The following is a 23,889-nucleotide window of genomic DNA, read 5'->3' on the forward strand; positions in this document are numbered from 1 at the left end:
ATTAGCCTTTGATCGCGCAAAGGATTGAAGGAGTCGACCATGAGCGTAACCATCTACGGTATCAAAAACTGCGACACCATGAAGAAGGCGCGCACATGGCTTGAGGACCATGGCATCGACTATGGTTTTCACGATTACAAGAAGGAAGGGCTCGATGCGGCAACACTCGACCGCTTCCTGAAAACCGTCGCCTGGGAACAGCTTTTGAACCGCGCTGGCACGACTTTTCGCAAATTGCCGGAAGAAGCGCGCCAGAATGTCGATGCCGCCAAGGCGCGGGCGCTGATGCTGGAACAGCCATCCATGGTCAAGCGTCCGGTGCTCGACAAGGACGGCGTGCTGACGGTCGGTTTCAAGCCGGATCAGTATGAGGCCTTCTTCAAGTCTTGAGCTGCCGGGCTTCTGCCATAGATATCTGCGGATAGGTCTGTCGAAGCGGAGAAAGCCATGCATCAACGCTTGAACAAGATCGTTCAGCAATGGTCGGTGAGCTGGCGCGATGCGCTGGTTGCGTCCATTGCGGGCGCTGTGGCGTGGCTGATCTGTCAGTGGCTTCTCGGCCAGCCGCGGCCGGTCTTTGCCATGGTCACGGCGGTGATCTGCCTTGCGCCTAACCTGCCAAACCACGGCAAGCAGGCTATCGGCGTCATGGTCGGCGTAACGACAGGTGTGGTGATCGGAGAACTGTCGCTTCTGTTGCCCGAAACCATTCCCGTCATGCATATGGCGGTGGTGACCTTCATCGCCATGGTGCTGGCGACATCGTTCGGCATGGCGCCAGCGATTGCCATCCAGTCCGGTGTTTCGGCCATTCTGGTGCTGGCCATGGGGCCGCAAGTGGCGGGTGTGACCCGCCTGATCGACGTTCTGGTGGGGGCAGGTGTCGGGCTTTTGTTCAGCCAGATCTTGCTGACGCCTGACCCGGTGCGCCTGATCGACAGGGCGGCGCGTGGCCTGCTGGACCGGCTGGCAAATGGCCTGAAACAGGCGGCCATGGCGCTTGATAAACAGGACCCGGTGCGTGCGCAAAATGCGGTCAATCAGTTCACTTCCGCCCATCGGGCGGTCATCGCGCTGGGCGACGGCATTGCGCTTGCCCGCAGCAATGCGCGCTGGTCATTGCGCGGGCGGTTGGCGGCGCGCGAAGTGACCGAAATGGCCGGACGCTATGATCGTCGCGGCATTCGTCTTTATGCCTCGGCGCTGCTGTTCGGCGAAGCGCTTGGCAATGCGCTGCGCAAGAAAGAAGCTCCCCCGCCACCATGGGTCGGTGAGGCGTTGCAGATCATCATCGCCAATTGTTCGCTGGATGAAGGCGTGGTGCCGCAGCGCATTCCGCCCGTGCCGAAGGAAATACCCTTCGGCTGGCGCGACTGCGTGCATCGGCTGGAGTCTGTGCAGGATACGCTGCTGCACTTCCTGCATTCGGGAATTCCCGACAGCGTGCCGGTCCAGACAACGAAGACGGCACATTCTTGAGCAATTTCAGTTGAAATTGCTTGCCGGACCTTGGGAAGCGTTGCGCACCTTTTCGGCTGTTACGTTACTACCATGGATGCGTCCGCACCGGACTTGCCAGAACACTGGATTCTATCGAACCCCGATCGGCGGATATTTGCCGTTCCCGTTGAATGGCGTCGGCTTCAATAGCGGAAACGCGACTGTTTCCAGAAGAAGGAGATACAAAAGTGCGAGATGATTGCCCCGCACAGCCTGCAAGAACGATCATGGATAAAACAACACAGGAACTGAAATTCATTATGTCCACTTATTGATAGGGTTCAAAATATTGGGATGTAAAATTACTACATAGAATCAATCGGTTAGTTGCCAATTGATGATAACACGCTGTGAGATAGTTCACATATGTCCGGGTTGCAAGACCCGGGCCATGTATCGTCCGTCATCAGCCGGATTGAAATGGCGAATAGGGGAATAGGGGAATAGGGGAATAGGGTGGGAACTCGGAGCCTCTAAAAAAATTGCTTGCGCTGAACGAGCGCCCGCGATCCTCTTCCCTTACTCCCTTACTCCCTTACTCCCTTACTCCCTTACTCCCTTACTCCCTTACTCCCTTACTCCCTTACTCCCCTTGATCGCTGCCATCAGAAAAATTCAATTGTACGCCCGCGCTTGAGGGGTATTTTGCGGCGCAAGATGCAGTTCTCTCCCAGCACCACAGTTGCATTCTTCGTGATGCCGGGCTGCAACGAGCAATTTCCTGTGCTCCGGTGCTCACGTACGTTGAAGTACGCTCCGCTCCGGTGCGCGAAAATCACTCGTTTCGCCACGGCCTGACGAATTTGCAACTGCAGTGCTAAGTCGAACTTTCTCAAGTCAGCTTTTTCCCGTTCGGATATTTCAATGTCATCCTCCCCCAACTCCGCTCAACACCAGACGGCGATCCGTTATGCGCTGGGCGGTTTTCTCGCCATGGCGTCTGCAATGGGCATTGGCCGTTTCATCTATACGCCGATCCTCCCGGGCATGATGGCCGATCTTGGCTTCAACGCCGCTGATGCAGGCTTCATCGCTTCCGCCAATTATATCGGCTATCTGCTTGGCGCTGTGGCGGCGGGCTATGGCTGGTCGGCAGGCATTGAACGGGCCAGCGTCATCACCGGTCTCATCATCAGCGCGGTGCTTTGCGCGGCGATGGCGCTGTTCGACGGCGTCTGGATGTTTGCAGCCATCCGCTTTGCTGCCGGTTTCATCAGCGCGGTGACCATGATCCTCTGCACGGCTATCGTGCTCAGCCATGTGACCGCCGCAGAGCGCAGCGGGCTTGGTGCGGTGCATTTCGGCGGTGTGGGCAGCGGTATCGCCATTTCGGCGGTGCTGGTTGCCGCCATCCGCTTTTCCGGCCTTGGCTGGCGTGCGGATTGGGTCGGTGCGGCTTTACTCACGCTGGTCATGCTGGTGGGCGTGATCTTTCTGGTGCGCGAAGGGCCGCGCGGCAATGGCGGCAACACCCGTGAACCGGCTTTGCCGAAAAGCTTTGCCTTCAACGCATTGGCGCTTGCCTATGGCATTTTCGGCTTCGGCTATGTCATCACGGCCACGTTTCTGATCGCCATCGTGCGCGCCAATGAAGGCGGACCGCTGATGGAAGCAGCCGTGTGGATCGTCACCGGCCTGACCGCCGCGCCATCCATCTGGCTTTGGTCTCCGGCGGCGAAAAAGTTCGGCCTGTTCAACGCTTTCGCGCTGACGGCGCTACTGGAAGCCATAGGCGTTGCTGCCAGCGTCGTTATTGCGCCGCCCGTTGGCCCGCTGGTTGGCGGTGCGCTTCTGGGCATGACCTTCATGGCGCTGACGGCTTTCGGTCTCCAGATTGCGCGGGTACTGGCTCCGGCATCGCCAAAGCGGGCGCTGGCGCGCATGACCGTGTCGTTCAGTGTCGGGCAGATTGTCGGGCCGCTGGTCGCCGGTTACATGGCGCAGCGTTCCGGCTCGTTCACCTCGGCCAGTCTCGCTGCAGCGCTTTCGCTGGTGGCTGTTGCCGTCATTGGCGTGCTCGCCGGTCAAAAGGCCAAGTAGAGCGCTAAAAGCAGGAAACTAATAAGATTTCTGGCAAAATCTTACAAATATTTAACTGGTAAAGGCACGGTAACAGGCATTCTATGGGGCCGATAACCCCATAGAATCGGGACCTTTTTCGTGTTCGTATCTTTCTTCCCCCGCCCCAAATTGTTCTTTCCGTCTGTCGTGCTCTGGAGCCTGCTGGCTGTCCTTAGCTGGTATATGGGGGGAGAAAATCTCGGGCGTCTTTTCGGCCTGCCGCCCGCAGCGCCGGATGCCGCGCCGATCATCGGCGCAAGCATTTTCTGGTCCGCGCCGTTCCTCTGGTTCTATATCTATTTCGCTGTGGTGACTTTTGCGTTCTACGCGTTCTGGGCAGTGTTCTCGCCGCATCCATGGCAGCGTTGGTCGATTCTCGGTTCAGCGCTGATCCTGTTCACGACCTATTTTTCGGTGCAGGCCAGCGTGGCGGTGAATGCCTGGTATGGGCCGTTCTATGATATGGTGCAGAAGGCGCTGTCGACGCCGGGTTCGGTCACGGCCAGCGATTTCTATTGGGGCACGGTCGACTTTCTCGGTATCGCCTTCATCGCGGTCACGATCGGCGTGCTGAGCCTGTTCTTCGTCAGCCATTACATCTTCCGCTGGCGCACGGCGATGAATGATTATTACATGAGCCACTGGCCGCAACTGCGCCACATCGAAGGTGCCGCGCAGCGCGTGCAGGAAGACACGATGCGCTTTTCCTCAACACTGGAACAGTTGGGCGTCAGTCTGGTGAAGGCCGTCATGACATTGATCGCCTTCTTGCCCGTCTTGTTCAGTTTTTCCGAGAAGATCAATGAACTGCCGATCATCGGCGTCATCCCGCATGCGCTTGTCTGGGCGGCGGTTTTCTGGGCGGTATTCGGTACAGGCCTGCTGGCGCTGGTCGGCATCAAGCTGCCGGGGCTGGAATTCAACAATCAGCGCGTGGAAGCGGCCTATCGTAAGGAACTGGTCTATGGCGAGGATCATGATGATCGCGCTGGACCGGTTACGATGCGCGAATTGTTCCGCAATGTCCGGCACAATTACTTCCGGCTCTATTTCCACTATGTCTATTTCAACGTGGCCCGCATTCTCTATATCCAGGCGGACAATGTGTTTCCGACGGTCATCCTCATTCCGTCCATCGTGGCAGGCAAGCTGACATTGGGCCTGATGAACCAGATCAGCAACGTGTTCTCGCAGGTGCAGGGCTCGTTCCAGTATCTTGTCAATTCATGGACGACGATCATCGAGCTTCTGTCGATCTACAAACGTCTGCGGGCTTTCGAGGCGACCATCCATGGCGAGCCGCTGCCGTCGCTGGATCGTGAAAATCTGGAAACACCGCAGGGCGTTTAAGGATGGGCACCAGCACCCTCGTGCTTCGAGACGGCGCTTACGTGCCTCCTCAGCATGAGGATTTGGAAAACCGGCTACGACCTGTTCTGCGCAGCGTGGCCGGTGTTTTTGTCGAGGCTGTTCAGATAATCGCCATAGGTGGTGCATTTGACATCGGGCTTGGTGCAGACTTCCGAAACAAGCCGCTCCATGGCGCGCCAGTAAGCGCCGTCATTCATCAGCACGAAATGGAAGCCAAGCTGCAAGGGAATGCGCTCGCCATCATATTGCTTGTCGAAGGCGGCACGAAACGCCTTATAGGCGCGGTCTTCAAAGGCTGCCGACTGTTCCGGCGCTTCCTTAGCCTTGGAATGGCGGACATAGAGATTGTAATCCATGCCGACGATGGGGCGCTGCGACGGGCCTTCCGGGATCAGCGGCAGGCCAAAGGATGCGAACTGGCCTGTGATCTGGGGCAGTTCCGGCCCGCGTGTGACGGATGAGGCCTGATAGCGGAAGCCATTGGCCTTCAGCGCGTCCTGCACCGGCTTCGAAGCGGCGAGATAGGGCGCGCGAAAGCCGTTGATGCCGCTGAGCGCGAGATCGCGCCAGCCATCCGGCTCGCCGTCGATACCGTTGTTCTTGTAGGCGTCGGCGACGATGCGTCGAAACTCGCCGACTTCCTTGTTCCAGTCGGCGGTGGACCAGCTCGTGCCGTCGAAATGGCCGCAGCCGTGGCTGGCAATCTCGTTGCCCTCCAGATGCGCCTGCCAGATATTGCCAAGCCGGGTCACGACTTCATCCCGGGTCTGGGCAAAGCCGACATTGGACGCACCCGCCTTTTTGTGCGGCGGCTGATAGCTGGCGCGGTCCTTTCGGGTCATCAGAAAGACGCAGGACAGGAAATAGGTGAAATGGGCGTTGTTCTTCTTCGCGAGTTCGCGTGAGCGCGTCCACAAGGTATTGTCATGCGCGCCGTCGAAGGAAATCAGCACATATTGCGTTTTGGCGGCAGTAGCGTCGGCTCCGGCACTCAGGTCCGGCGATGTCGCCCCGGCAGGCGCACAAAAAGCCGTCGACAGGGAAAGAGCGAGAAGGGTTTTGGGGGAGAAAACGCGCATTGCCATCAGATACCGGGAAAATCGGAGGCCGGGAAGGGGGATAAGACCTCGCTATCCCTTGAATATGGCGAAGGTCGGACCGAAATTCACTTTTACGCGGGGCTTGATCTGCTTATTTCGCAGACGGGTCTTACATATGGCGACAATTCCGACTAAAAGCGCCAGAACATCTATTTCGTAAACCAGATTCAAGAACAATGGCAGGTCCATGGCAGACGACAGTTTCATTCGCGAGGTAAACGAAGAACTCCGTTCGGAACGGGCGAAGCAGGTCTGGAAGAATTTCGGCCCGATCGTGATCGGTGCTGCCGTTGCTATCGTTTTGGGCACTGCGGGCTGGGTCGGCTATCAGCATTGGACCGACAGCAAGGCGTCTGCATCCGGCGACAAGTTCCTCGCGGCGATTGACCTCGCATCGGCAGGCAAGAACGACGAAGCGCTTGCCGCGCTCGACGATCTGGAAAAGACCGGCTACGGTTCTTATCCGGTTCTGGCGCGCCTGCGTGCGGCTTCGGTTCTTGCCGACAAGGGCGATGCGGCTGGCGCTGTGAAGGCGTTCGATGATATCGCTGTCGACAATGCCGTGCCGGGGCCTCTGCGTGATGTGGCGCGCCTGCGTGCGGGCTATCTGCTGGTTGATAGCGGTTCTTATGACGATGTTGCCAAGCGCGTCGAAACCCTGTCTGCCGATGGCAATGCGATGCGCTCCAGCGCGCGCGAAGCCCTTGGTCTTGCGGCCTGGAAGGCCGAGCGTTACGACGATGCGGCTAAATTGTTCAAGCAGATCGCCGATGACGGCCTGGCTCAGGCCAATATCCGCCAGCGCGCCAACACCATGCTGGATCTGATGCGCAGCGCAGGCGTTGCGGCACAAAGTTAAACAAAGGCTACCTTCGGGGCTGGTCTTGAACCGGCCCTGTTTCTTTCTGGAGTAATTTTCGTTCATGGGTTTCACTCTCGCTATCGTCGGGCGTCCCAATGTCGGCAAGTCCACGCTGTTCAATCGTCTCGTCGGCCGCAAGCTGGCGCTGGTGGACGACCTGCCGGGTGTCACGCGCGACAGGCGCATCCATGACGCCAAGCTCTACGACCTCAAGTTTCAGGTGATCGACACGGCTGGTCTCGAAGAGGCTGCTAACGACTCGCTGGAAGCGCGCATGCGCGCCCAGACAGAAGCCGCCATCAGCGAAGCTGATGCGGTTCTGTTCGTGGTCGATGCCAAGAACGGGCTGACGCCTGCCGACAACACCTTTGCCGAACTGGTGCGCCGTTCCGGCAAGCCGGTGGTGCTGGTGGCCAACAAGGCTGAAGCGCGCGGCGCGCAGTCGGGCCTTTACGACGCCTTCCAGCTCGGTCTTGGCGAACCGTGCCCGATTTCAGCGGAACATGGTCAGGGCATGCCCGACCTGCGCGACGCCATTGTTGAGCTTCTGGGCGAAGAGCGCGTCTTTGCCGACGAGAAGGAAGCGGAAACCGCAGACGAGGTCTTCACGCCGAAGGCTGTCGGCGAGCTGATCGGTGATGACATCGAAGATCCGGATGAAGAAGTCATCCCGGCCTATGATGCCACCAAGCCGCTGCGCATTGCCATTGTCGGACGCCCGAATGCGGGCAAGTCCACGATGATCAACACGATGCTCGGTGAAGATCGCCTGCTGACCGGCCCGGAAGCGGGCATTACACGTGACTCGATTTCGGTTGACTGGGAATGGCATGGTCGCAAGATCAAGCTGTTCGACACTGCCGGTCTGCGCCGCAAGTCGCGCGTGCAGGAAAAGCTGGAAAAGCTGTCGGTTGCCGACGGCCTTCGCGCCATCCGCTTTGCAGAAGTGGTGATCATCGTGCTCGACGCGACGATCCCTTTCGAAAAGCAGGATTTGCAGATCGCCGATCTGATCATCCGTGAAGGTCGTGCGCCGGTCATCGCCTTCAACAAGTGGGACCTGATCGAAGACCGCCAGATGGTTCTGGCCGATCTTTACGAAAAGACCGCCCGCCTTCTGCCGCAGGTGCGCGGACTTCGCGCCGTGCCGATTTCGGGCGAACGCGGACAGGGTCTCGACAAGCTCATGGAAAATGTCGTGAAGACCCATGAGATATGGAACCGCCGTATTTCTACCGGTCGCCTCAATCGCTGGCTGGAAGGCGTGATTGCCCATCAGCCGCCGCCGGCCGTTTCCGGTCGCCGCCTGAAGGTGAAATATATGACGCAGGTGAAGACCCGCCCGCCGGGCTTCGTCGTGTCCTGCTCGCGCCCCGATGCGATGCCGCAATCTTATGTGCGCTATCTGATCAACGGCCTGCGCGAAACCTTCGATATGCCGGGCGTGCCGATCCGCCTTGCGCTGCGCACCTCGGACAATCCGTTCGCCGGTCGCGCCAAGAAGAAGCGATAAGCATGATGCAAAAAAGCCCGGAGCGATCCGGGCTTTTTCTTTTGACGCTATTGAACAGACGGCATCATGCCTTTGGCAGCACGAATTCGACGCGCCTGTTCTGGGCGCGTCCATCGGGGTTGTCCTTGCCCTCCATGTCGTTGGGCGCGACAGGTTCGCTTTCGCCACGCCCTTCCGGCTTCAGGCGCGCCGACGGCACGCCATTGCCGACAAGAAATTCGACGACCGCCCCGGCACGCGCTTTGGAGAGCTTGAGGTTGTAGCTGTCGGAACCCTTGGAATCCGTATGGCCGACAACCTGCACGGTGGAATCCGGTGTGCTGTCCAATATCTTGACGACATCACCCAGTGTGGACTTGGCCTTAGCCGTCAGCTTGGCGCTGTCGAAGCCGAACAGGATATCGCTCGTGACAGACAGGACGATGCTGTTGTCTGTCTCGCGCATGGTGATGTTGCCGCTCTTCTCGACAATCTGTTGCGCTGCGCCCGAAAGGCCGCGCGCGTTGCCATCCGTGCCGCCCGATGCTGAAACCAGATCGCGGATTTCCGGCACAAGATCACGAATATAGGCGCTCTTATCCGTATTCAGCCCTGCATCCTGCGCTGTTCCGACCGATGGCAGGCACAGCGCAGCAAGGCCGATGAGACCGAAACGGGTCAATCGATGGATCGTAGCCATTGGCTGTTCCCCCTATTCAGCGGGAACGGCGAATGGTCCGAGCGGCTCGACCCCCTTGATATAGAGTGTCACCTTCTGGTCTTTCGGTGGTGCCGGAAAGACGCCATGCCAGACGCCGACCACAGGCCCTTTGCCGAACAGCGAAACGGAGGTGGGCGTGAGCGGCTTGCCCTCAGAGTCCTTCAACAGCAGATACTTCTTGTCGCCGGCGAGAAGGTAATAATCGTTCTCGTACTCCTTGTCCGACATGGAGCTATAAAGCGTCGAGGAAACGTTGTCGCCTTCCGTGGCATTCTTGAAACGAACCTTGACGGTCAGCTTGTCGCCGTCGCGTATGGCGCCGCTGACCTCGGCGGTAACCTGACCGCTGCTGTGATAGCCGGTTGCGAGCGGCTGGCCTGCTGCATCTTCGGCCTGCGCTGCAAAGGGCAGGGCGCTTGCAGACAGCAAGACGGTGGCGAGAAGTGTACGTGAGAGAAACGCCATGAGTATCGCTTTCATTTGTTGGACAGCCTGGAGCATCATGCAGTCGGACGAAATCACCCGGCGTTGCATTCATGCGGTGAGAACAAATAAGGGAGCAGTTCTGGCGGTATCATGAGAGCAGGTTTGATCGGATTATGCTCTAAAAGGTGAACCACTCCGGATGCGGGGCTGAAACCTAACAGTCTGAAAACAAAAATTCTATAAAGTTTCAAAAAACCTACAATCTTTTACTTCAAACTTCTTTTCCGTTCGTTACATGACGGATTGGGCCGGTGTTTCAGGTATTTATTTTCGCGCCGATCTAGAGCGGTTCCGGTTAAAACGGAATCGTGGAACCGCTCTATCTATTTGTTTCTACGCATTATCCTACGGCAAACCGCTACGCACTTTTGCTGGAAATGCTCTCATCCATTGGCATCAAAACACACATTAACGGGTTGAGCTTGGTCGTCGCGGCTGCTAATCCGCCCGCTCCCCGATTTTCTCCCAAAAGGTGCAGTGATGACGAAGGCTGTTGAGAGCCCATTTGATGGCGTGACATTAGGCATCGATTTCGGCACCACCAACACGGTTCTGTCCGTTGCCAGCCCCGATGGTTCGGCGGCGGTGCTGAGCGTCGTCAAGGATGGCGCTGACGTGACCGGCTATCGCTCGATCCTCTGTTTCTGGCAGGATCGCGAAACCGGCGAACGCACGGTGGAAAGCGGCCCATGGGCGATGGATGCTTTTGTCAACGCACCGCATTCGACGCGCATGCTGCAATCCTTCAAGACCTTCGCGGCGTCCAAATCCTTCACCGACACGCCGGTCTTCGGCAAGCGCTTCAAGTTCGAGGATATTCTGACGACCTTTCTCGAAACGGTTGCGGCGCGCCTCGGTGACCGGCTGCCGCCCAAGGGCAATCGCGTGGTGATCGGGCGTCCGGTTATTTTCGCAGGCGCTTCGCCGGACGAGGAGCTGGCGATGCAGCGCTATGAAAAGGCGTTTCGCGCCTTTGGCTTCACCGACATTCACTATGTCTATGAACCGGTGGCGGCGGCCTATTTCTATGCGCAGGAATTGAAGGCGGATTCAACCGTTCTGGTGGCCGACTTTGGCGGCGGCACGAGCGACTTTTCCATCGTGCGTTTCGAAGTGGGTAAGGGTGGTCTTTCCTTCACGCCGATGAGCCAGACAGGTCTTGGCATTGCAGGCGATACATTCGACTATCGCATCATCGACAATGCGGTTTCACCACTGCTCGGCAAGGGCACGGAATACAAATCCTTCGGCAAGCGCCTGACCATGCCGAACCATTATTACGCAAATTTCGCGCGCTGGAACACGCTGTTCCTGATGAACTCGCCCGCGACGATCCGCGACCTGACCGAACTTGCCAAGCAGGCGGTCGAGCCGGAAGCGCTGGAGCATTTCATCAATCTCATCGAGAATGATTACGGCTACGAAATCTACCGCGCCGTTTCGAACCTCAAGGTCCGGCTGTCATCCGAACGCATGGCGGAGCTGCATTTCAAGGCGGATGATTTCGAAATCCGCTCGGATATCACCCGCAACGATTTCGAAAACTGGATCGCCGAGGATGTGCGCCAGATCGAGCAGTCGGTGGAAGAAGCGGTCGAAAAGGCCGGCATTCAATCCGGCAATATCGACCGTGTGTTTCTGACCGGCGGCACGTCCTTCGTGCCGGTGATCCGCACTGTGTTCGAAAGCCGCTTCCCCGATGCGGCAGTGACCAGCTCCAACCAGTTCGATTCCATTGCCACCGGTCTGGCGCTGATCGGTCAGGATGCGGATATCGACCGCTGGTCCGTGAAGTGATTGCTGAAGGTGCGTTGTCCTGACGGGTATCGTCAGGACGCTGTCGCCGTATCGGCAAAGCAACTGGCAACCTTGTCATTCGCACCAAGCTTCTTCGCCCATTTGACCAGCTCCGGCACCTCACTTCTGTCAGCCATGCCGCCCCAAACGTCTTTGAGTTTCGGCGTCTTGCCTGAAAGTTTGAAGAAGAAATAGCCGGGGTCCGCGACTGGAACATCGGCATAAACGACGGCCCAGTCGCCGCTCTTCATGAATGTCTCGATGGTGATGGCGGTTGGTTTCACTTTCTTGCGAAAGCTCTTGGCAATCAGGGCTGTGTAATCGGCCCGCTGTTGCTTGGTCAAACTGGCGGTAACCCCGTCGCAAGGCGACTTGGCGTCGGCGCTTCCCGCGGATGCCAGAACCGCCATTGCAATGAAACCACCTATACAGGCCGACTTGAAAACCGCTGTCATCATTCCCCTCCAAACGTGTGTGATCCCGTTGGGTGAGCATAGTCGGATTATGTGGAAGCGATAGAGCGTTACGGCAGGATTTCGATCGGCGTGCCGTTTGGCACTTTTGCCCAGATGTCGCGCATTTCCGTGTCAGTGACGGCAATGCAGCCATCGGTCCAGTCCCACAAATGGTGCATGGATGCCAGCCAGCCCCAGCCGTTCGGCAGGCCATGGATCATGATATTGCCGCCCGGCGCATAACCGCCCGCCGCGGCTGCCCGCTGATCCTCTTCGTTCGGATAGGAAATATGCAGGCTCAGATGCGCCATCGAACGCGGATTGCGCCAGTCGATGACATATTGCCCTTCCGGTGTCTTCTCGTCACCCTCGCGCTGCTTGTGGCCGCCATCGCCATTGCTGCCAAGCGATATGCGATAGGTGCCAATCGTCTGCCCCTGGCGCAGCAAGGTCATCTGGCGGCTGGCCTTTTCAACCCGGATCGCGTCGGCCTGCTGTTCTGCGGGCGCGGCGACGGGAGGCTCGACCAGACTGACCCGCGCCATGACCTTGGTATAGCCAAACAACGCGACAGCAATGAGCACGACGGCAGCGAGAGTTTTCTTGATCATGATGTCCACTCTGACCCGAATATGCGCAAATGAAGAGATGAAGTGCTTTTCACAGATGATTGGGGCTTTCACAAGGTCGGCATCGGAACCCATCTTCGAAAGCCTTGGGACTGTTGTCACACCAATTTGATTTTAGAAAGGACGAACTGATCCAAAAGTAACAGGATCAGAAACTGCGCAGGCGGTGCTACAAATGTAGTTGCGGGGGACGATGTACATGAAGTGACTGGAGGGCCGGCGAAATGGAGATAGGTGACGTTATCCGTGTAGTACGAAGTATACTTGCAGCGCCGGTAGCGCGAGCCATGGGGCAGCATTCGCGAGAGCCAACTCTTCTTGGCGCGACGAACCGAGGGCGCATTGGGTATAGTCGTCTGGACGACAGCTTTGAAGAAATAGCGGGCGATACGATAAGAGAAAATTGTCATCCTGCGGATATGGCACCCAGCCATCCTGGTGCCATCCATCCGTCGGCATCAAAAATAATCCGCCTTGGAGGTGGGGTAAAAGGAAAACATACGGTATTAATTTTAAAAGAATTCATGGAAACAGGTGAGGATTTTGTCGTAATACACAGTAATAAAATTGGATACGTAAAGTATGATAATAAAAAAATGAGTTTAACAAGCCTGTTTGATAATCTTTATAAAGATGGATATTTAAAAGCGGATACGAATGAGAGGCTAAATATTGTTGCAAATAATATAAACCGCATACTCGTTAAAGGTCGTAAATCAGATGTGCCGGGAGCAATGTATCCTCTTGGCGAGGCGGTGTCGGGGCATTTAAATGTTCCTGTGTCTACATACGAGCCTATTGGTGGAGTTTTGTATGATACCGCCAGTATAGTGAGGGGTAAATCCAGTCTTGTTGTTGCTGGCGTCGCGCGTGCTACTGGTCAGAAGACGTCCTCGTTATATCCGGCGACTGTTCATTCATACGATGCCGCTGGGTATTCCGGCTTGTTTGGGGCGCCTTGGGAAATGTGAGTTCCTTAAAGACCATTAAAAAAGGATCGTCGAGATGATGAAAGATGAAACTCATTTATTGGGCCATGAATTCACAGTGCGGGCCACTATGGTTGGTCCGTCGAGCCCGAGGCGAAATTATAGTAATGGAAACTGGAGTATTGAGCCGTGCCATTAAGAGGGTCCCTTCCTGGGCTGGGTAGTGAATTTGAGTCAATTGCAACCGTAGTGGCTAATACTGTTAGTAATGATTCCGCAAGTCTTAACCTTGTTCGTGCTGCAATGGCTCCAGAGTCCATGAGTACTAACCTGGATGCTAACGAGGAACCGTTTACGGGCTTTCTACAACTCGGCCCTCGTCGTACAAATGCTGGAAGAACGAAAGTTACAGGCTTTCCTATGCGTCAGTCTCGATTCGCTGCCAGTCCTCTAACAGACGAAGCGCGATTAAACGTTACTGGCGGTATCACGAATAATTTTGGCGGAAAAAAAGAGCAGGCCATTGTCTTTCCAGGTTTGGAGCATCTTCCCGGAGGGCGAGTTTCGAAGGAAAAATATATAAATAAAGTACTGGGACAAGAGCTCAGAGGAAATATAATAGAAAAAAATGGACCGGGTCCTCTTCATATCGTTGCCAATGGCTTCGAAAAAATGAAAGTAAGAGGAATTCCAGCTGGCCAATATTATTCAAATAGATTTGGCAGGCGAGTAATAACCTATGGTGATGGAGGTGAGCTAATTTACAATACGCATGATGTATTGATGGGTAGGAATGTTCAATTTATGGAAAGAGATATTATGAAGTATAGTACTGGAGAACGGACTTTTAACCATGCTCCCGCTTCCCATCATATATATGAAGTACCAGACCCTCCAGGGCGCTGCAGGATAATATGATCTTGCTATTCCGTGTATTGATGGCTTGCCGAGCCGTGTTTCGGAGTCAGTTCAGGCTGAATATTTTGCTGAGAGCGCCGGTGGGAAGTCAATAGTCTTTCAATTATATGAATCCCATGGAATTTTTCGAGAATTGCTGTGCGATTTCTAAAAGTCACTTTCAAGGAAGCCTAGTTGATCGCTGCCCGCTGATCCTTTTCGTTCGGATAGGAAATATGCAGGCTCAGATGCGCCATCGAACGCGGATTGCGCCAGTCGATGACATATTGCCCTTCCGGTGTCTTCTCGTCTCCCTCGCGCTGCTTGTGGCCGCCATCGCCATTGCTGCCAAGCGATATGCGATAGGTGCCAATCGTCTGGCCCTGGCGCAGCAGGGTCATCTGGCGACTGGCCTTTTCAACCCGGATCGCGTCGGCCTGTTGTTCTGCGGGCGCGGCGACGGGAGGCTCGACCAGGCTGACCCGCGCCATGACCTTGGTATAGCCAAACAAAGCAATAGCAATGAGCACGATGGCAGCGAGAGTTTTCTTGATCATGATGTCCGCTCTGATCGGAATATACGCAAATGAAGAGATGAAGTGCTTTTCACAGATGATTGGGGCTTTCACAAGTTCATTGTGAACTGTGGTTGACGCCGATAAGGTCCGGCTTCCGATATACGCGCCATGGAGCAACGTCTTGTCTATGCTGAACAATGTCGAAGCCGCGTCCGAACGATTTACCGATCATTTGCGGCAGAGCACGGAACCTTTCTGGACACAGGCAGTGACGCATCGTCTGGTCCGGGAAATCTATGCTGGAACGGCATCGAAAGACGTGATGACACGCTATCTGGTTCAGGATCATCGTTTTATCGATTGTTTCCTGTCTTTGCTGGGCGGTGCGCTCGTCAATTGCGACAGGATGGACGCGAAGCTGACCTTGGGTCGCTTCATCGGCATGATCAGCAATGACGAGAACTCCTATTTCGAGCGCGCTTTCGAAACACTGAATGTTGATGATGCGACACGCTTCGATATGCCCGATGCGACAGCGACGACCGGGTTCAAGGCGCTGATGCTGGAAGCGGCAAAGTCCGGTTCCTATGCGGCTTGCCTGTCTGTGCTGGCCGTTGCCGAGTGGCTTTATCTCGACTGGGCAGAGAAGGCGCCGAAACCTCTGCCGAAGGATTTCGTTTTCGCCGAATGGATTATCCTGCACGACAATCCGTATTTTGTGGAATTCGTCGGCTTTCTGCGTTCAGAACTCGACCGTGTCGGCCCGGCCGCTGCATCAAAGTGCGGGGATTTCTTCCGACGGGCAGTGGAACTGGAGAAAGCCTTTTTCGACGCGGCCTATGAAGCTGAAACCTAATCAGCTGCCGCAGCCTTCAGGCATTCTTCGATTGTCGTCTTACAGATCGGGGTTTGCGCCTGTTCCTGTCTGTTGGCGAGCCAATGCTCGTAGACGATGCGAAACTCGACATCCTTGTAAGCATAGGTTCTGGTGCGTGACGCGATGCTGCTTTTCTCAAGTGCTTCGCCGGTTATCACCATATGCAGTGACAGCCGCTCGAAGACCCATGGCTTCGCGCCCTTCGGGTGTTCGAAAACCTCGACATGATAATAGGGGTCGCCAACCGCTTCATCCGGCGTGACGTGTACTGCCGCCCAGCGTGTGATTTTCGGCGTATCCGCGAGAATGACCACGCTTTCGCGTTGAAGCTCTGCCTTGGCCGGGACCGGCAATAGCGTGAGCATGGGGAGGAGGGTCGCAAATATCTGTCCGGGCTTCCAGTTTCGCATCGCGGCTCCTTATCGGTATTCTGCGTGTAGAATTTTGACGAAGTAAGTTTCGTCCCGTCAGGTCGGCTTTTGCCCTTTTGGCCCGCTCGCTCCAAAAACGCAATGAAAACAAAAGCCGGGCTGATAGCGTTAATTCTAAATTAATCAATCTTTTCAAATAGTAAACGCAAGGCCGTTAACGATACAGCAAGGTTAATACTCCATTATCAGCGTTGTTAAGCATATCCCGAAATGCGCGGAAACGCGCCTCGGACACGATGTGCGCGAGAACAACAGAAGTCTGTGTGAGTGGAGTGTGCGGTGCGTCTTGTGTCGATACGAGCGCTGTTTGGTCGTCGGAAGGCCGTCGCTGAGCCGGTATGGCATTATCCTGTCACGGGCTATTGCCCGGAAGAGGGTCGCTATTATGCCGTGCGCGCGAAACCGCGTCATATCGCCCGCAAGCCGCAGCGCCTGATCCCGCTGGCTCTCACCGCCATCGTCTATCTCTTCAATTCCAATGCGATTGCCTTTCAGGATATGGCGAGCCTCGTGCCGTCCGCCGATCTTGGCACACATCGCTGGACGGCGTTCGTCGCCAAGGCGCCGGTCGGCTCCGTGCATCAGGCGGAAATGCCGTTTGTTGATGCAACGACGGTCACCGGCAGCATTGCGACCAACGGTATTGAAGTGCCGGGCATCGGCCGCGTGGCGCTTTCGGGCGGCAAGAAGACTGCGAAGCTCGGCCCGGATGATCCCAATCCGGATGAAAACCGCATCAACCGCGCTGACAAGACGGGCCGTCTTGTCTCGGTCAAGCCAAAGGCGCCCGCCAAGGCGTTCACGGCGGGCAGCATGTTCGACAAGATCAGCATGATCACCCGCCCGCCGGAAAAGACCGACGCGAAGATGGCTTTCTCCAACAAGCTCGAGGGCAAGGAAATCGGCATCACCATGGCCTTCCATGCCGTGAAGCCGCCAAAGCCGAGAGCAGAAATGCCGGTGCAACTGGCCAAGCTGATCACCAACGACCAGCCGGATGTGCTGGCGCTGGGTTATGCGCCTTCTACCCCCGATTATGGAAAGACCTCTCCCTTTGAGAGTATCCTGAAACCGGACCCGAGCGCGGGGCGGTTTGTCCCGCCAATTGGCGAAGAAGATCATGGATGGGCGGCAACTCCGTTGCCGCCTTCGGCATTTAGTACAAGCGAACAGAAGTGCCTTGCCGAGGCGATCTATTTCGAAGCGCGCGGCGAGACGGTCAAGGGGCAGGTGGCTGTGGCGCAAGTGGTGCTCAACCGCGTGCGCAACCCGGCCTATCCGAACACGATCTGCGGTGCGGTCTATCAGAATCGCGACTGGCTCAATGCCTGCCAGTTTTCCTTTGCATGCGACGGTCAGAAGCACCGTGTGACCGAGATGCCGCAATGGCGCATGGCGCAGCAGGTGGCAAAGACGGTATCGTCCGGCCAGATCTGGCTGCCGGAAGTGGGTTCAGCCACACATTATCATGCGACCTATGTGAAGCCCTTCTGGGCGCCGACGATGAAGAAGCTGACCACGATCGGCCTTCATGTGTTCTACCGCACCTATGGCGGCGGCTGGAGCTGATCAAGCATTTCCAGCAAAAGTGCGAAGCGGTTTTGCGTAGGACAATGCGTAGGAAAAAAGCATTTTCAGCAAAAGTGCGAAGCGTCTACGCGGGGAAATCAGTCCATTGGACTGATTCCTGATCCCGCTGCGATGCGCAGGATAATGTGTAGGAAACAGCATTTCCCGAGTAAAGCGCGTAGCGCATCCGCGAAGGCCAGCCTGTCGGGCTGTCGGCTGATCCCGCTGCGCTGACCCTTGCGCAATAATAATAACCCTCATCATCAAGATAATTATGGATCGCAAGTTTAAGCTCATACTTTCTGCATTAAATATTAGTAAATTTAAAATTAAAATTGTGATATAGACATAGTTTTTTAAATAAATATATGATCGGAATCAGATGATGGAGAGTTTTATTTTATAATGTGAGGGATTATGAATATAATTAATAAGCAATTGGCTTATTTGCTTATTGGTTCATCTGCTTTATTAGGCTGCGCACATGTTGCAATGGCCCAGCAGCTGGAACTGGGGTCGGCGCCAACTTTGGTTGAAGGTGCGGATTGGCATAGCTCTGCCACCTATGGCATTTCTGCTGATGGCAACGTGATTGTCGGCGAGGTAAACGGGGGGGTCTATGATGTCCCTGCGGTCTGGAGCAGCACAACAGGCGCGCTGACCGTCCTGAAGACTTTATCTGGAGGTGAGACCAAAAACTCTCACGCCATGTATGTCTCTGCTGATGGTGGTGTTATTGTTGGTGTTTCGAGCGGGGCTGATGGGAACGGCCACGCTGTGGCTTGGCTGAATGGATCGTCGATAGCGACTGACCTCGGTGCTATTGATGCCATTAGTAGTGCCTATCCCAATGCGGTTTCCGCTGACGGAAAGGTGATTGTCGGATATTCGGCCATAAATGGTGCTCAAAACAGCAATCATGCGGTTGTTTGGTCGCTTGCTAACGGTGCCGCGACGATTCACAATCTTGGGACTTTGGGGGGAAATGGCTCCGCTGCTGCTGCGGTTTCCGCTGACGGAAAGGTGATTGTCGGTTCGGCAGACCTGACACCCACTGAGCGCCATGCAGCGGCATGGTATAATAAAGGAAGTTCTGCGGTCGATCTTGGGACTTTGGGCGGCAGTAACTCCAGCGCGTCTGGTCTGTCTGCAGATGGAACGATAATCGTCGGGCAGGCAGACCTGGTCGGCGGAGATAAACACGCTGTAGCATGGTACGGCCAAGGCGCGAATCCGACGGATCTCGGCGTTTTGAATGGCGATACGACTTCGTTAGCGCATACCGTGTCCACTGATGGCTCTGTCATCATCGGAAATTCGATGAGTACGGTAGCCGATAGGCACGCCGTAGCATGGTATAATCAAGGGACAACACCGACCGATCTTGGCACTTTGGGTGGTGCGACTTCCGACACAGTTGCCGTGTCAGCAAATGGCTCTGTTATTGTGGGGACGGCGGCGAATGCGGACAGTAAAAACCATGCTGTGGTTTGGATTGGTTCGGGAGCATCGCCGACGGATCTCGGAACATTGGGCGGTGTGAGTTCCTTGACCACTGGTGTTTCTGCTGATGGGACTGTGATTGTTGGTCGTTCGACGGGAGCAGATAATAAGTTGCATGCCGCGCTCTGGAAACTCGTGACGGTAACGCCACCCGATCCTGAGCCAGAGCTGACACCAGCGCTAAATCCTGAGCCGAATGTAAACCCAACGCCGACCCCCGAGCCGACGCCAACGCCAACGCCTGTGGGCATTGATGTGACCAATACGGTTGATACGGTGGCCGCACTTGCGCACGACACCTTCGCCGTCATGGGATCGCAAGGCGCTATCGTCGGTCGCCTGATGGGCGGCAGCAGCAGCGGTCAGGGCTTCAATGATTTCTCCGGTGCTGGCCTCGGAATGGCGAAGGCGGGCGAAAGCTGGTACGGCATCTATTCCGATGTCGGTCGCGCTGGCGACAGCAAGGATGTGCTGGGCTGGATGACGCTGGGCCATGCCTTCACCGATAATTTTTCGGCCGGCGCAACCATCGCGCACACGTTCTGGCAGGACATGCCGGACAATTACGATCACACCAACAACAATCTTGGCGGTGGCATCTACGCGCAATGGAAAGACACCACCCAGAGCGGAACCTGGTATATGCGCGGTTCTGCTGCAATCAATCGCTATGATGTTGAGCGGACACGACAGGTTCTGGGCTATACCGAACCCGGCACCGGCGACAGCACCATTAATGGCTGGGGCGTTCAGCTGGAAGCAGGCCAGTCCTTCGATCTCGGCAACAAATCGTCCTTCGGCTATTATGGCGGCTTGAGCTATACCGATCTGAAAATGGACGGCTATACGGAAACCAATGCCTATTTCCCGTTCACCTATTCGGATGTGAAGTCGCAGCGCACGACGGCCTATTTCGGCCTCAACTATGGTATGGCGCTGACCGATAAGGTCAATTGGTCCGTGAATGCGGAAATCGAGCAAGATCTTTCGCACAAGGACCCGAGCGTGATCGCAAGCGCTGATTATATCGGCGCATATGAGTTCGGCTCGGATACGGCACATACCCGCGGCAGTCTGTCGACCACGGTTTCCTATGCGTTGAGCGATGCCGTCAGCATCGGTGTAACGCCTTATGTGAATCGCACGCTGGACAAGGATACCGCTTTCGGGGCCATTATTGGTCTTTCCGGCAAGTTCTAAAACTTTACCGACGTCGCGGGCGTCTCGCTTTAACGAGCGTGGCTCCAGCGAGAACAAACAGGCGGGAGAGGGCGACCTTTCCCGCCTTTGTCATTTGAATACACGCCATTCTCATCCGCTTTGCAGGCTGCCGTTGACCGCGCGGCTTCGGTGCTTTTCCGGAACCCGTTGCCAGCAAGAACGCGAGCTGGGGCCTGCTCGCCGTGAAATGCGCTCACTGGTGCAGTGCTCGTCGCGATCTGCTGGGGATAGCGGCAACGAAAAAGTGAAGGATTCGCGCCACATTCTTCGTCTTTGGGCGGAAAATGAGTCGCACCATTAGCTATCCAATTGTTTTTTATGGATAAAAAACCTTCTGGAGCAGTGGCTTCACCGCCTTGACTAGCGGGCGGCGTGTCAATATGTTGCGCGCAACTTGGAAATGGGTTTTTGAACCTGCCTTTCTTGAAAAAAGGAGCTGCCAATGGCACGGGGAATAGAGCCCGAAAAGCCATCCGGTGCTGTCAAGGATGGGCAAGGGCAACCTGCTTCCGGGGAGCTGGATCAGCGTTTGAACCGTCTTGAGGCCGAATTGGTCAAGAAGGGCATGTTCAAAAAGCCAGCTTCCGAGGAGGAGCGGTCGGAAACGGCAAGTTCGGTCGCGCAGGCCATGAAGCTTTCCAGCGAGTTTATCGCGGGAATCGTGGTGGGTGCGGTGCTTGGCTGGTTTATCGATCGTGTCGCCGACACGTCGCCTTGGGGATTGATCGTATTTCTCCTACTGGGCTTCGCAGCGGGTGTCCTCAATGTGCTTCGTTCCGTAGGTTATGTCGCCGATCAAGGCGGCATTAAGACTAACGCGGAAAAGAGTGACAGGAAATAAGTCTTGTCGGACTTTACGGTAAAGTTCGTTCAAGTGTAAGTGATAGGCGGACCGGATGCATATCGGGCCGCGAGACTGAAACGCCCTCGGGTAGACCAAGTCGCCTTCGGGCGGACCAAATCGCCTTAGGGCAGGCCAAATCGCCTTCGGGCAGGGAAGACAGACGAGGTTAAGGTGGCGAACGATCCGATCCATCAGTTCCAGATTTCTCGGTGGATTCCCATCGATGTAGGCGGCGTTGACCTGTCGTTCACGAATGTTTCGGCTTTCATGGTCGCAACTGTCGTGGTCGCTTCGGGCTTCCTTTATCTGACGTCGTCGGGCCGCGGTCTGATCCCGACCCGTCTGCAGTCGGTCTCGGAAATGGCCTATGAATTCGTGGCGACAAGCCTCAGGGATTCGGCCGGGTCGAAGGGCATGAAGTTCTTCCCCTTCGTTTTCTCGCTGTTCATGTTCGTGCTGGTCGCGAACTTCATCGGTCTCTTCCCGTATTTCTACACTGTAACCAGCCAGATCATCGTGACGTTCGCTCTCGCATGTCTGGTCATCGGTACGGTCATCGTCTACGGTTTCTTCAAGCACGGTTTCGGCTTCCTCAAGCTGTTCGTGCCGAGCGGTGTTCCCGGCATTATCGTGCCGCTGGTTGTCGCCATTGAAATCATCTCGTTCCTGTCGCGTCCGATCAGCCTCTCAGTTCGTCTTTTTGCGAACATGCTTGCAGGCCACATCACGCTCAAGGTTTTCGCCGGTTTCGTTGTTTCGCTGGCCGCTCTCGGCCCGATCGGCGTCGGCGGCGCGGTCCTGCCGCTCATCATGACGGTTGCGATCACCGCACTCGAATTCCTCGTAGCCTTCCTCCAGGCCTACGTGTTTACCGTTCTCACCTGCATGTACATCAACGACGCAGTACATCCGGGACACTGAGTTCAAACCGGCGGGCGACCGCCAGAACTGAAATCCGCGCTTATATTTCAATCCAGAAGGAGCTTAACATGGAAGCGGAAGCAGCAAAGTACATCGGCGCCGGTCTCGCCTGTTTCGGTATGGCCGGTACGGCTCTCGGCCTCGGCAACATTTTCGGCCAATACCTCTCCGGCGCTCTGCGCAACCCGTCCGCTGCTGACAGCCAGTTCGGCCGTCTGGTGTTCGGTTTCGCCGTTACGGAAGCTCTGGGCATCTTCTCGCTGCTCATCGCGCTTCTGCTCCTCTTCGCCGTCTAATAAACGGTTTAAGAGTTTGGCCTGCCGCGATCTGTATCTTGAAATGCAGCGCGGCTGGCCTTTGCATATGACGTTCGAGTAGGCATGATCCCGGAAGACGGGAACCGGTTTTCGGATCAGATCATGCTCGATTTAAGGGGAAATCTGGATGTTCGTGTCCACGGCGTTTGCCCAAACCGCCACCGAATCGCAACCGGCACCAGCTGCTGGTGAGCACGGCGCAGCTGATGCTGTGCACACCGAAACCGGGGTCGCGCAGGATGCCGGACACGGCAGCGGCGTATTCCCTCCGTTCGATTCCACCCATTACGCCTCACAGCTTCTGTGGCTGGCGATTACGTTCGGTCTTTTCTATCTGTTCATGTCCCGCGTGGTTCTGCCGCGTATCGGCGGCGTGATCGAAACCCGTCGTGACCGTATTGCGCAGGATCTGGAGCAGGCTGCCCGTCTCAAGCAGGATGCCGACAACGCCATCGTTGCTTATGAGCAGGAATTGGCCCAGGCCCGCACCAAGGCTGCTTCGATTGCTGAAGCTGCTCGCGAAAAGGGCAAGGGCGAAGCAGACGCCGAGCGCGCTGCTGCTGAAGCCACTCTGGAAAGCAAGCTCAAGGACGCCGAAGACCGCATCGCTGCGATCAAGGCCAAGGCCATGAGCGACGTCGGCACCATCGCCGAGGAAACCACGGCTGAAATCGTCGAACAGCTTCTGGGCACCAAGGCCGACAAGGCTTCGGTAACCGCCGCTGTCAAGGCCGCGAACGCCTGAGGAGAGGACAATGGACGCTACATTTTGGGCACTTGTTGGCCTCATCATCTTCCTGGCGATCCTCGCCTATCTGAAAGTTCCGGCTATGGTTGGCCGTTCGCTCGATGAGCGCGCCGAACATATCAAGAAGGAACTGGAAGAAGCCCGTACGCTGCGCGAAGAAGCACAGCAGCTTCTGGCCGAATATCATCGCAAGCGTAAGGAAGCCGAAAAGGAAGCTGGCGATATCGTCGCCGCTGCCGAGCGCGAAGCCAAGGCCCTTCTCGAAGATGCCAAGCGTGCGACTGAAGAATATGTGGCCCGCCGTAACAAGCTGGCTGAACAGAAGATCGCAACCGCTGAAGTCGACGCTATCAATGCCGTCCGCGCTTCGGCAGTGGATCTTGCCGTTGCTGCCGCTGGCAAGCTTGTCGCAGACAAGGTTGACACGAAGGTCTCCGGCGGTCTGTTCAAGGACGCACTGGTTCAGGTCAAGTCGAACATGAACTAAGGTTCTCACGAGTTTGAGAGTTTTGAAATGCCGCCTGAAAGGGCGGCATTTTTGTTTCACGAGAAGAAAACCTTCGCCTCTGGCGGAGGATTGGAAGAGTTTTACGCTGTATGAAAGAAACCTCCGGCTTGGATCACGAAGTGATCGAAACCG

Annotated in this window: 24 protein-coding genes and 1 pseudogene; 17 read left to right on the forward strand and 8 right to left on the reverse strand. The window is 56.1% G+C overall.

Annotated elements, in window-relative coordinates; genetic code table 11:
• Positions 1 to 39 precede the first annotated feature (39 nt).
• A complete protein-coding gene (locus FGI60_RS16165; RefSeq protein ID WP_138786063.1) occupies positions 40 to 390 on the forward strand; it encodes an ArsC family reductase in 351 nt (116 codons plus the stop codon).
• Positions 391 to 447: 57 nt separating this feature from the next.
• Positions 448 to 1,479 carry an FUSC family protein gene (locus FGI60_RS16170; RefSeq protein WP_138786064.1) on the forward strand — a complete coding sequence of 344 codons (1,032 nt, stop codon included), beginning with the start codon at positions 448 to 450 and terminating at the stop codon, positions 1,477 to 1,479.
• Positions 1,480 to 2,105: 626 nt separating this feature from the next.
• Here the strand turns inward: FGI60_RS16170 and FGI60_RS16175 are convergent.
• Positions 2,106 to 2,336: a hypothetical protein gene (locus FGI60_RS16175; RefSeq protein ID WP_138786065.1), complete on the reverse strand. Its 231-nt coding sequence runs from the start codon at positions 2,334 to 2,336 to the stop codon at positions 2,106 to 2,108.
• A 28-nt stretch (positions 2,337 to 2,364) separates the two neighbouring features.
• On the opposite strand from FGI60_RS16175, the gene FGI60_RS16180 reads away from it, so the two are divergent.
• Together FGI60_RS16180 and sbmA are read left to right on the forward strand one after the other, a co-directional pair.
• Complete coding sequence (locus FGI60_RS16180; protein ID WP_138786066.1) at positions 2,365 to 3,540, forward strand: YbfB/YjiJ family MFS transporter; 1,176 nt, start codon at positions 2,365 to 2,367, stop codon at positions 3,538 to 3,540.
• 120 nt (positions 3,541 to 3,660) lie between these two features.
• Complete coding sequence (sbmA, locus tag FGI60_RS16185) at positions 3,661 to 4,911, forward strand: peptide antibiotic transporter SbmA (protein ID WP_138786067.1); 1,251 nt, start codon at positions 3,661 to 3,663, stop codon at positions 4,909 to 4,911.
• A 74-nt stretch (positions 4,912 to 4,985) separates the two neighbouring features.
• Here sbmA and FGI60_RS16190 read toward each other — a convergent pair whose 3' ends face one another.
• The gene (locus FGI60_RS16190; RefSeq protein ID WP_138786086.1) at positions 4,986 to 6,011 is read right to left on the reverse strand and encodes a polysaccharide deacetylase family protein; all 1,026 of its coding nucleotides are present in this window, start codon (positions 6,009 to 6,011) and stop codon (positions 4,986 to 4,988) included.
• Between the two features lie 208 nt (positions 6,012 to 6,219).
• On the opposite strand from FGI60_RS16190, the gene FGI60_RS16195 reads away from it, so the two are divergent.
• Positions 6,220 to 6,891: a tetratricopeptide repeat protein gene (locus tag FGI60_RS16195; RefSeq protein WP_138786068.1), complete on the forward strand. Its 672-nt coding sequence runs from the start codon at positions 6,220 to 6,222 to the stop codon at positions 6,889 to 6,891.
• 64 nt (positions 6,892 to 6,955) lie between these two features.
• Positions 6,956 to 8,407: a ribosome biogenesis GTPase Der gene (gene der / locus FGI60_RS16200; RefSeq protein WP_078337988.1), complete on the forward strand. Its 1,452-nt coding sequence runs from the start codon at positions 6,956 to 6,958 to the stop codon at positions 8,405 to 8,407.
• Between the two features lie 64 nt (positions 8,408 to 8,471).
• Here der and FGI60_RS26755 read toward each other — a convergent pair whose 3' ends face one another.
• Positions 8,472 to 9,086: an OmpA family protein gene (locus FGI60_RS26755; RefSeq protein WP_138786069.1), complete on the reverse strand. Its 615-nt coding sequence runs from the start codon at positions 9,084 to 9,086 to the stop codon at positions 8,472 to 8,474.
• Between the two features lie 12 nt (positions 9,087 to 9,098).
• Positions 9,099 to 9,587, reverse strand: coding sequence for a hypothetical protein (locus FGI60_RS16210; protein WP_138786070.1), 489 nt, complete (start codon positions 9,585 to 9,587; stop codon positions 9,099 to 9,101).
• A gap of 486 nt (positions 9,588 to 10,073) precedes the next feature.
• Between FGI60_RS16210 and FGI60_RS16215 the strand changes: the two genes are divergently transcribed.
• Positions 10,074 to 11,390 carry an Hsp70 family protein gene (locus FGI60_RS16215; protein ID WP_138786071.1) on the forward strand — a complete coding sequence of 439 codons (1,317 nt, stop codon included), beginning with the start codon at positions 10,074 to 10,076 and terminating at the stop codon, positions 11,388 to 11,390.
• 32 nt (positions 11,391 to 11,422) lie between these two features.
• Here the strand turns inward: FGI60_RS16215 and FGI60_RS16220 are convergent, their stop codons facing one another.
• Together FGI60_RS16220 and FGI60_RS16225 are read right to left on the reverse strand one after the other, a co-directional pair.
• Positions 11,423 to 11,845 carry a hypothetical protein gene (locus FGI60_RS16220; protein ID WP_138786087.1) on the reverse strand — a complete coding sequence of 141 codons (423 nt, stop codon included), beginning with the start codon at positions 11,843 to 11,845 and terminating at the stop codon, positions 11,423 to 11,425.
• 68 nt (positions 11,846 to 11,913) lie between these two features.
• Positions 11,914 to 12,456, reverse strand: coding sequence for a L,D-transpeptidase family protein (locus FGI60_RS16225; RefSeq protein WP_138786072.1), 543 nt, complete (start codon positions 12,454 to 12,456; stop codon positions 11,914 to 11,916).
• A gap of 242 nt (positions 12,457 to 12,698) precedes the next feature.
• Between FGI60_RS16225 and FGI60_RS16230 the strand changes: the two genes are divergently transcribed.
• Both FGI60_RS16230 and FGI60_RS16235 read left to right on the forward strand, forming a co-directional pair.
• Positions 12,699 to 13,445, forward strand: a complete 747-nt coding sequence (locus FGI60_RS16230) for a hypothetical protein (RefSeq protein WP_138786073.1) — start codon at positions 12,699 to 12,701, stop codon at positions 13,443 to 13,445.
• Between the two features lie 207 nt (positions 13,446 to 13,652).
• Positions 13,653 to 14,321, forward strand: a complete 669-nt coding sequence (locus tag FGI60_RS16235; protein ID WP_138786074.1) for a hypothetical protein — start codon at positions 13,653 to 13,655, stop codon at positions 14,319 to 14,321.
• A 179-nt stretch (positions 14,322 to 14,500) separates the two neighbouring features.
• Here FGI60_RS16235 and FGI60_RS16240 read toward each other — a convergent pair.
• Positions 14,501 to 14,857: pseudogene (locus FGI60_RS16240) on the reverse strand (L,D-transpeptidase family protein); the annotation flags it as partial.
• Positions 14,858 to 15,005: 148 nt separating this feature from the next.
• Here FGI60_RS16240 and FGI60_RS16245 point away from each other — a divergent pair.
• Positions 15,006 to 15,674, forward strand: coding sequence for a TenA family protein (locus FGI60_RS16245; protein ID WP_138786088.1), 669 nt, complete (start codon positions 15,006 to 15,008; stop codon positions 15,672 to 15,674).
• Here FGI60_RS16245 and FGI60_RS16250 read toward each other — a convergent pair.
• Positions 15,671 to 16,105, reverse strand: a complete 435-nt coding sequence (locus FGI60_RS16250) for a DUF5086 family protein (protein WP_235889832.1) — start codon at positions 16,103 to 16,105, stop codon at positions 15,671 to 15,673. The genes FGI60_RS16245 and FGI60_RS16250 overlap by 4 nt on opposite strands.
• 300 nt (positions 16,106 to 16,405) lie before the next feature.
• Here FGI60_RS16250 and FGI60_RS16255 point away from each other — a divergent pair, with 300 nt between their 5' ends.
• The 7 genes from FGI60_RS16255 (at position 16,406) to FGI60_RS16285 (ending at position 23,736) form a co-directional block, all read left to right on the forward strand.
• Positions 16,406 to 17,695: a cell wall hydrolase gene (locus FGI60_RS16255; RefSeq protein WP_138786076.1), complete on the forward strand. Its 1,290-nt coding sequence runs from the start codon at positions 16,406 to 16,408 to the stop codon at positions 17,693 to 17,695.
• Positions 17,696 to 18,187: 492 nt separating this feature from the next.
• The gene (locus tag FGI60_RS16260) at positions 18,188 to 20,398 is read left to right on the forward strand and encodes an autotransporter domain-containing protein (protein WP_171058786.1); all 2,211 of its coding nucleotides are present in this window, start codon (positions 18,188 to 18,190) and stop codon (positions 20,396 to 20,398) included.
• Between the two features lie 463 nt (positions 20,399 to 20,861).
• The gene (locus FGI60_RS16265; RefSeq protein ID WP_138786078.1) at positions 20,862 to 21,260 is read left to right on the forward strand and encodes an AtpZ/AtpI family protein; all 399 of its coding nucleotides are present in this window, start codon (positions 20,862 to 20,864) and stop codon (positions 21,258 to 21,260) included.
• Positions 21,261 to 21,434: 174 nt separating this feature from the next.
• Entirely contained in the window at positions 21,435 to 22,184 is a 750-nt protein-coding gene (locus FGI60_RS16270) for a F0F1 ATP synthase subunit A (RefSeq protein WP_109368422.1), read from the forward strand.
• Between the two features lie 68 nt (positions 22,185 to 22,252).
• Positions 22,253 to 22,480 carry a F0F1 ATP synthase subunit C gene (locus FGI60_RS16275; RefSeq protein ID WP_002963544.1) on the forward strand — a complete coding sequence of 76 codons (228 nt, stop codon included), beginning with the start codon at positions 22,253 to 22,255 and terminating at the stop codon, positions 22,478 to 22,480.
• A 148-nt stretch (positions 22,481 to 22,628) separates the two neighbouring features.
• Complete coding sequence (locus FGI60_RS16280) at positions 22,629 to 23,246, forward strand: F0F1 ATP synthase subunit B (protein ID WP_138786079.1); 618 nt, start codon at positions 22,629 to 22,631, stop codon at positions 23,244 to 23,246.
• A 10-nt stretch (positions 23,247 to 23,256) separates the two neighbouring features.
• A complete protein-coding gene (locus FGI60_RS16285; RefSeq protein WP_078337999.1) occupies positions 23,257 to 23,736 on the forward strand; it encodes a F0F1 ATP synthase subunit B in 480 nt (159 codons plus the stop codon).
• Positions 23,737 to 23,889: the final 153 nt, after the last annotated feature.

The sequence above is a fragment of the Brucella haematophila genome, from assembly GCF_005938105.1.
In the GTDB taxonomy this organism is placed as follows: domain Bacteria; phylum Pseudomonadota; class Alphaproteobacteria; order Rhizobiales; family Rhizobiaceae; genus Brucella; species Brucella haematophila.

What these genes read in the sequence shown, in the direction of transcription:
- FGI60_RS16165 (WP_138786063.1), top strand. Translation starts at nt 40, where the DNA reads ATGAGCGTAACCATCTACGGTATCAAAAACTGCGACACCATGAAGAAG.
- FGI60_RS16170 (WP_138786064.1), top strand. Translation starts at nt 448, where the DNA reads ATGCATCAACGCTTGAACAAGATCGTTCAGCAATGGTCGGTGAGCTGG.
- FGI60_RS16180 (WP_138786066.1), top strand. Translation starts at nt 2,365, where the DNA reads ATGTCATCCTCCCCCAACTCCGCTCAACACCAGACGGCGATCCGTTAT.
- FGI60_RS16190 (WP_138786086.1), bottom strand. Translation starts at nt 6,011, where the DNA reads ATGCGCGTTTTCTCCCCCAAAACCCTTCTCGCTCTTTCCCTGTCGACG.
- FGI60_RS16195 (WP_138786068.1), top strand. Translation starts at nt 6,220, where the DNA reads ATGGCAGACGACAGTTTCATTCGCGAGGTAAACGAAGAACTCCGTTCG.
- der (WP_078337988.1), top strand. Translation starts at nt 6,956, where the DNA reads ATGGGTTTCACTCTCGCTATCGTCGGGCGTCCCAATGTCGGCAAGTCC.
- FGI60_RS26755 (WP_138786069.1), bottom strand. Translation starts at nt 9,086, where the DNA reads ATGGCTACGATCCATCGATTGACCCGTTTCGGTCTCATCGGCCTTGCT.
- FGI60_RS16210 (WP_138786070.1), bottom strand. Translation starts at nt 9,587, where the DNA reads ATGAAAGCGATACTCATGGCGTTTCTCTCACGTACACTTCTCGCCACC.
- FGI60_RS16215 (WP_138786071.1), top strand. Translation starts at nt 10,074, where the DNA reads ATGACGAAGGCTGTTGAGAGCCCATTTGATGGCGTGACATTAGGCATC.
- FGI60_RS16220 (WP_138786087.1), bottom strand. Translation starts at nt 11,845, where the DNA reads ATGACAGCGGTTTTCAAGTCGGCCTGTATAGGTGGTTTCATTGCAATG.
- FGI60_RS16225 (WP_138786072.1), bottom strand. Translation starts at nt 12,456, where the DNA reads ATGATCAAGAAAACTCTCGCTGCCGTCGTGCTCATTGCTGTCGCGTTG.
- FGI60_RS16230 (WP_138786073.1), top strand. Translation starts at nt 12,699, where the DNA reads ATGGAGATAGGTGACGTTATCCGTGTAGTACGAAGTATACTTGCAGCG.
- FGI60_RS16245 (WP_138786088.1), top strand. Translation starts at nt 15,006, where the DNA reads ATGCTGAACAATGTCGAAGCCGCGTCCGAACGATTTACCGATCATTTG.
- FGI60_RS16250 (WP_235889832.1), bottom strand. Translation starts at nt 16,105, where the DNA reads ATGCGAAACTGGAAGCCCGGACAGATATTTGCGACCCTCCTCCCCATG.
- FGI60_RS16260 (WP_171058786.1), top strand. Translation starts at nt 18,188, where the DNA reads ATGGCCCAGCAGCTGGAACTGGGGTCGGCGCCAACTTTGGTTGAAGGT.
- FGI60_RS16265 (WP_138786078.1), top strand. Translation starts at nt 20,862, where the DNA reads ATGGCACGGGGAATAGAGCCCGAAAAGCCATCCGGTGCTGTCAAGGAT.
- FGI60_RS16275 (WP_002963544.1), top strand. Translation starts at nt 22,253, where the DNA reads ATGGAAGCGGAAGCAGCAAAGTACATCGGCGCCGGTCTCGCCTGTTTC.
- FGI60_RS16280 (WP_138786079.1), top strand. Translation starts at nt 22,629, where the DNA reads ATGTTCGTGTCCACGGCGTTTGCCCAAACCGCCACCGAATCGCAACCG.
- FGI60_RS16285 (WP_078337999.1), top strand. Translation starts at nt 23,257, where the DNA reads ATGGACGCTACATTTTGGGCACTTGTTGGCCTCATCATCTTCCTGGCG.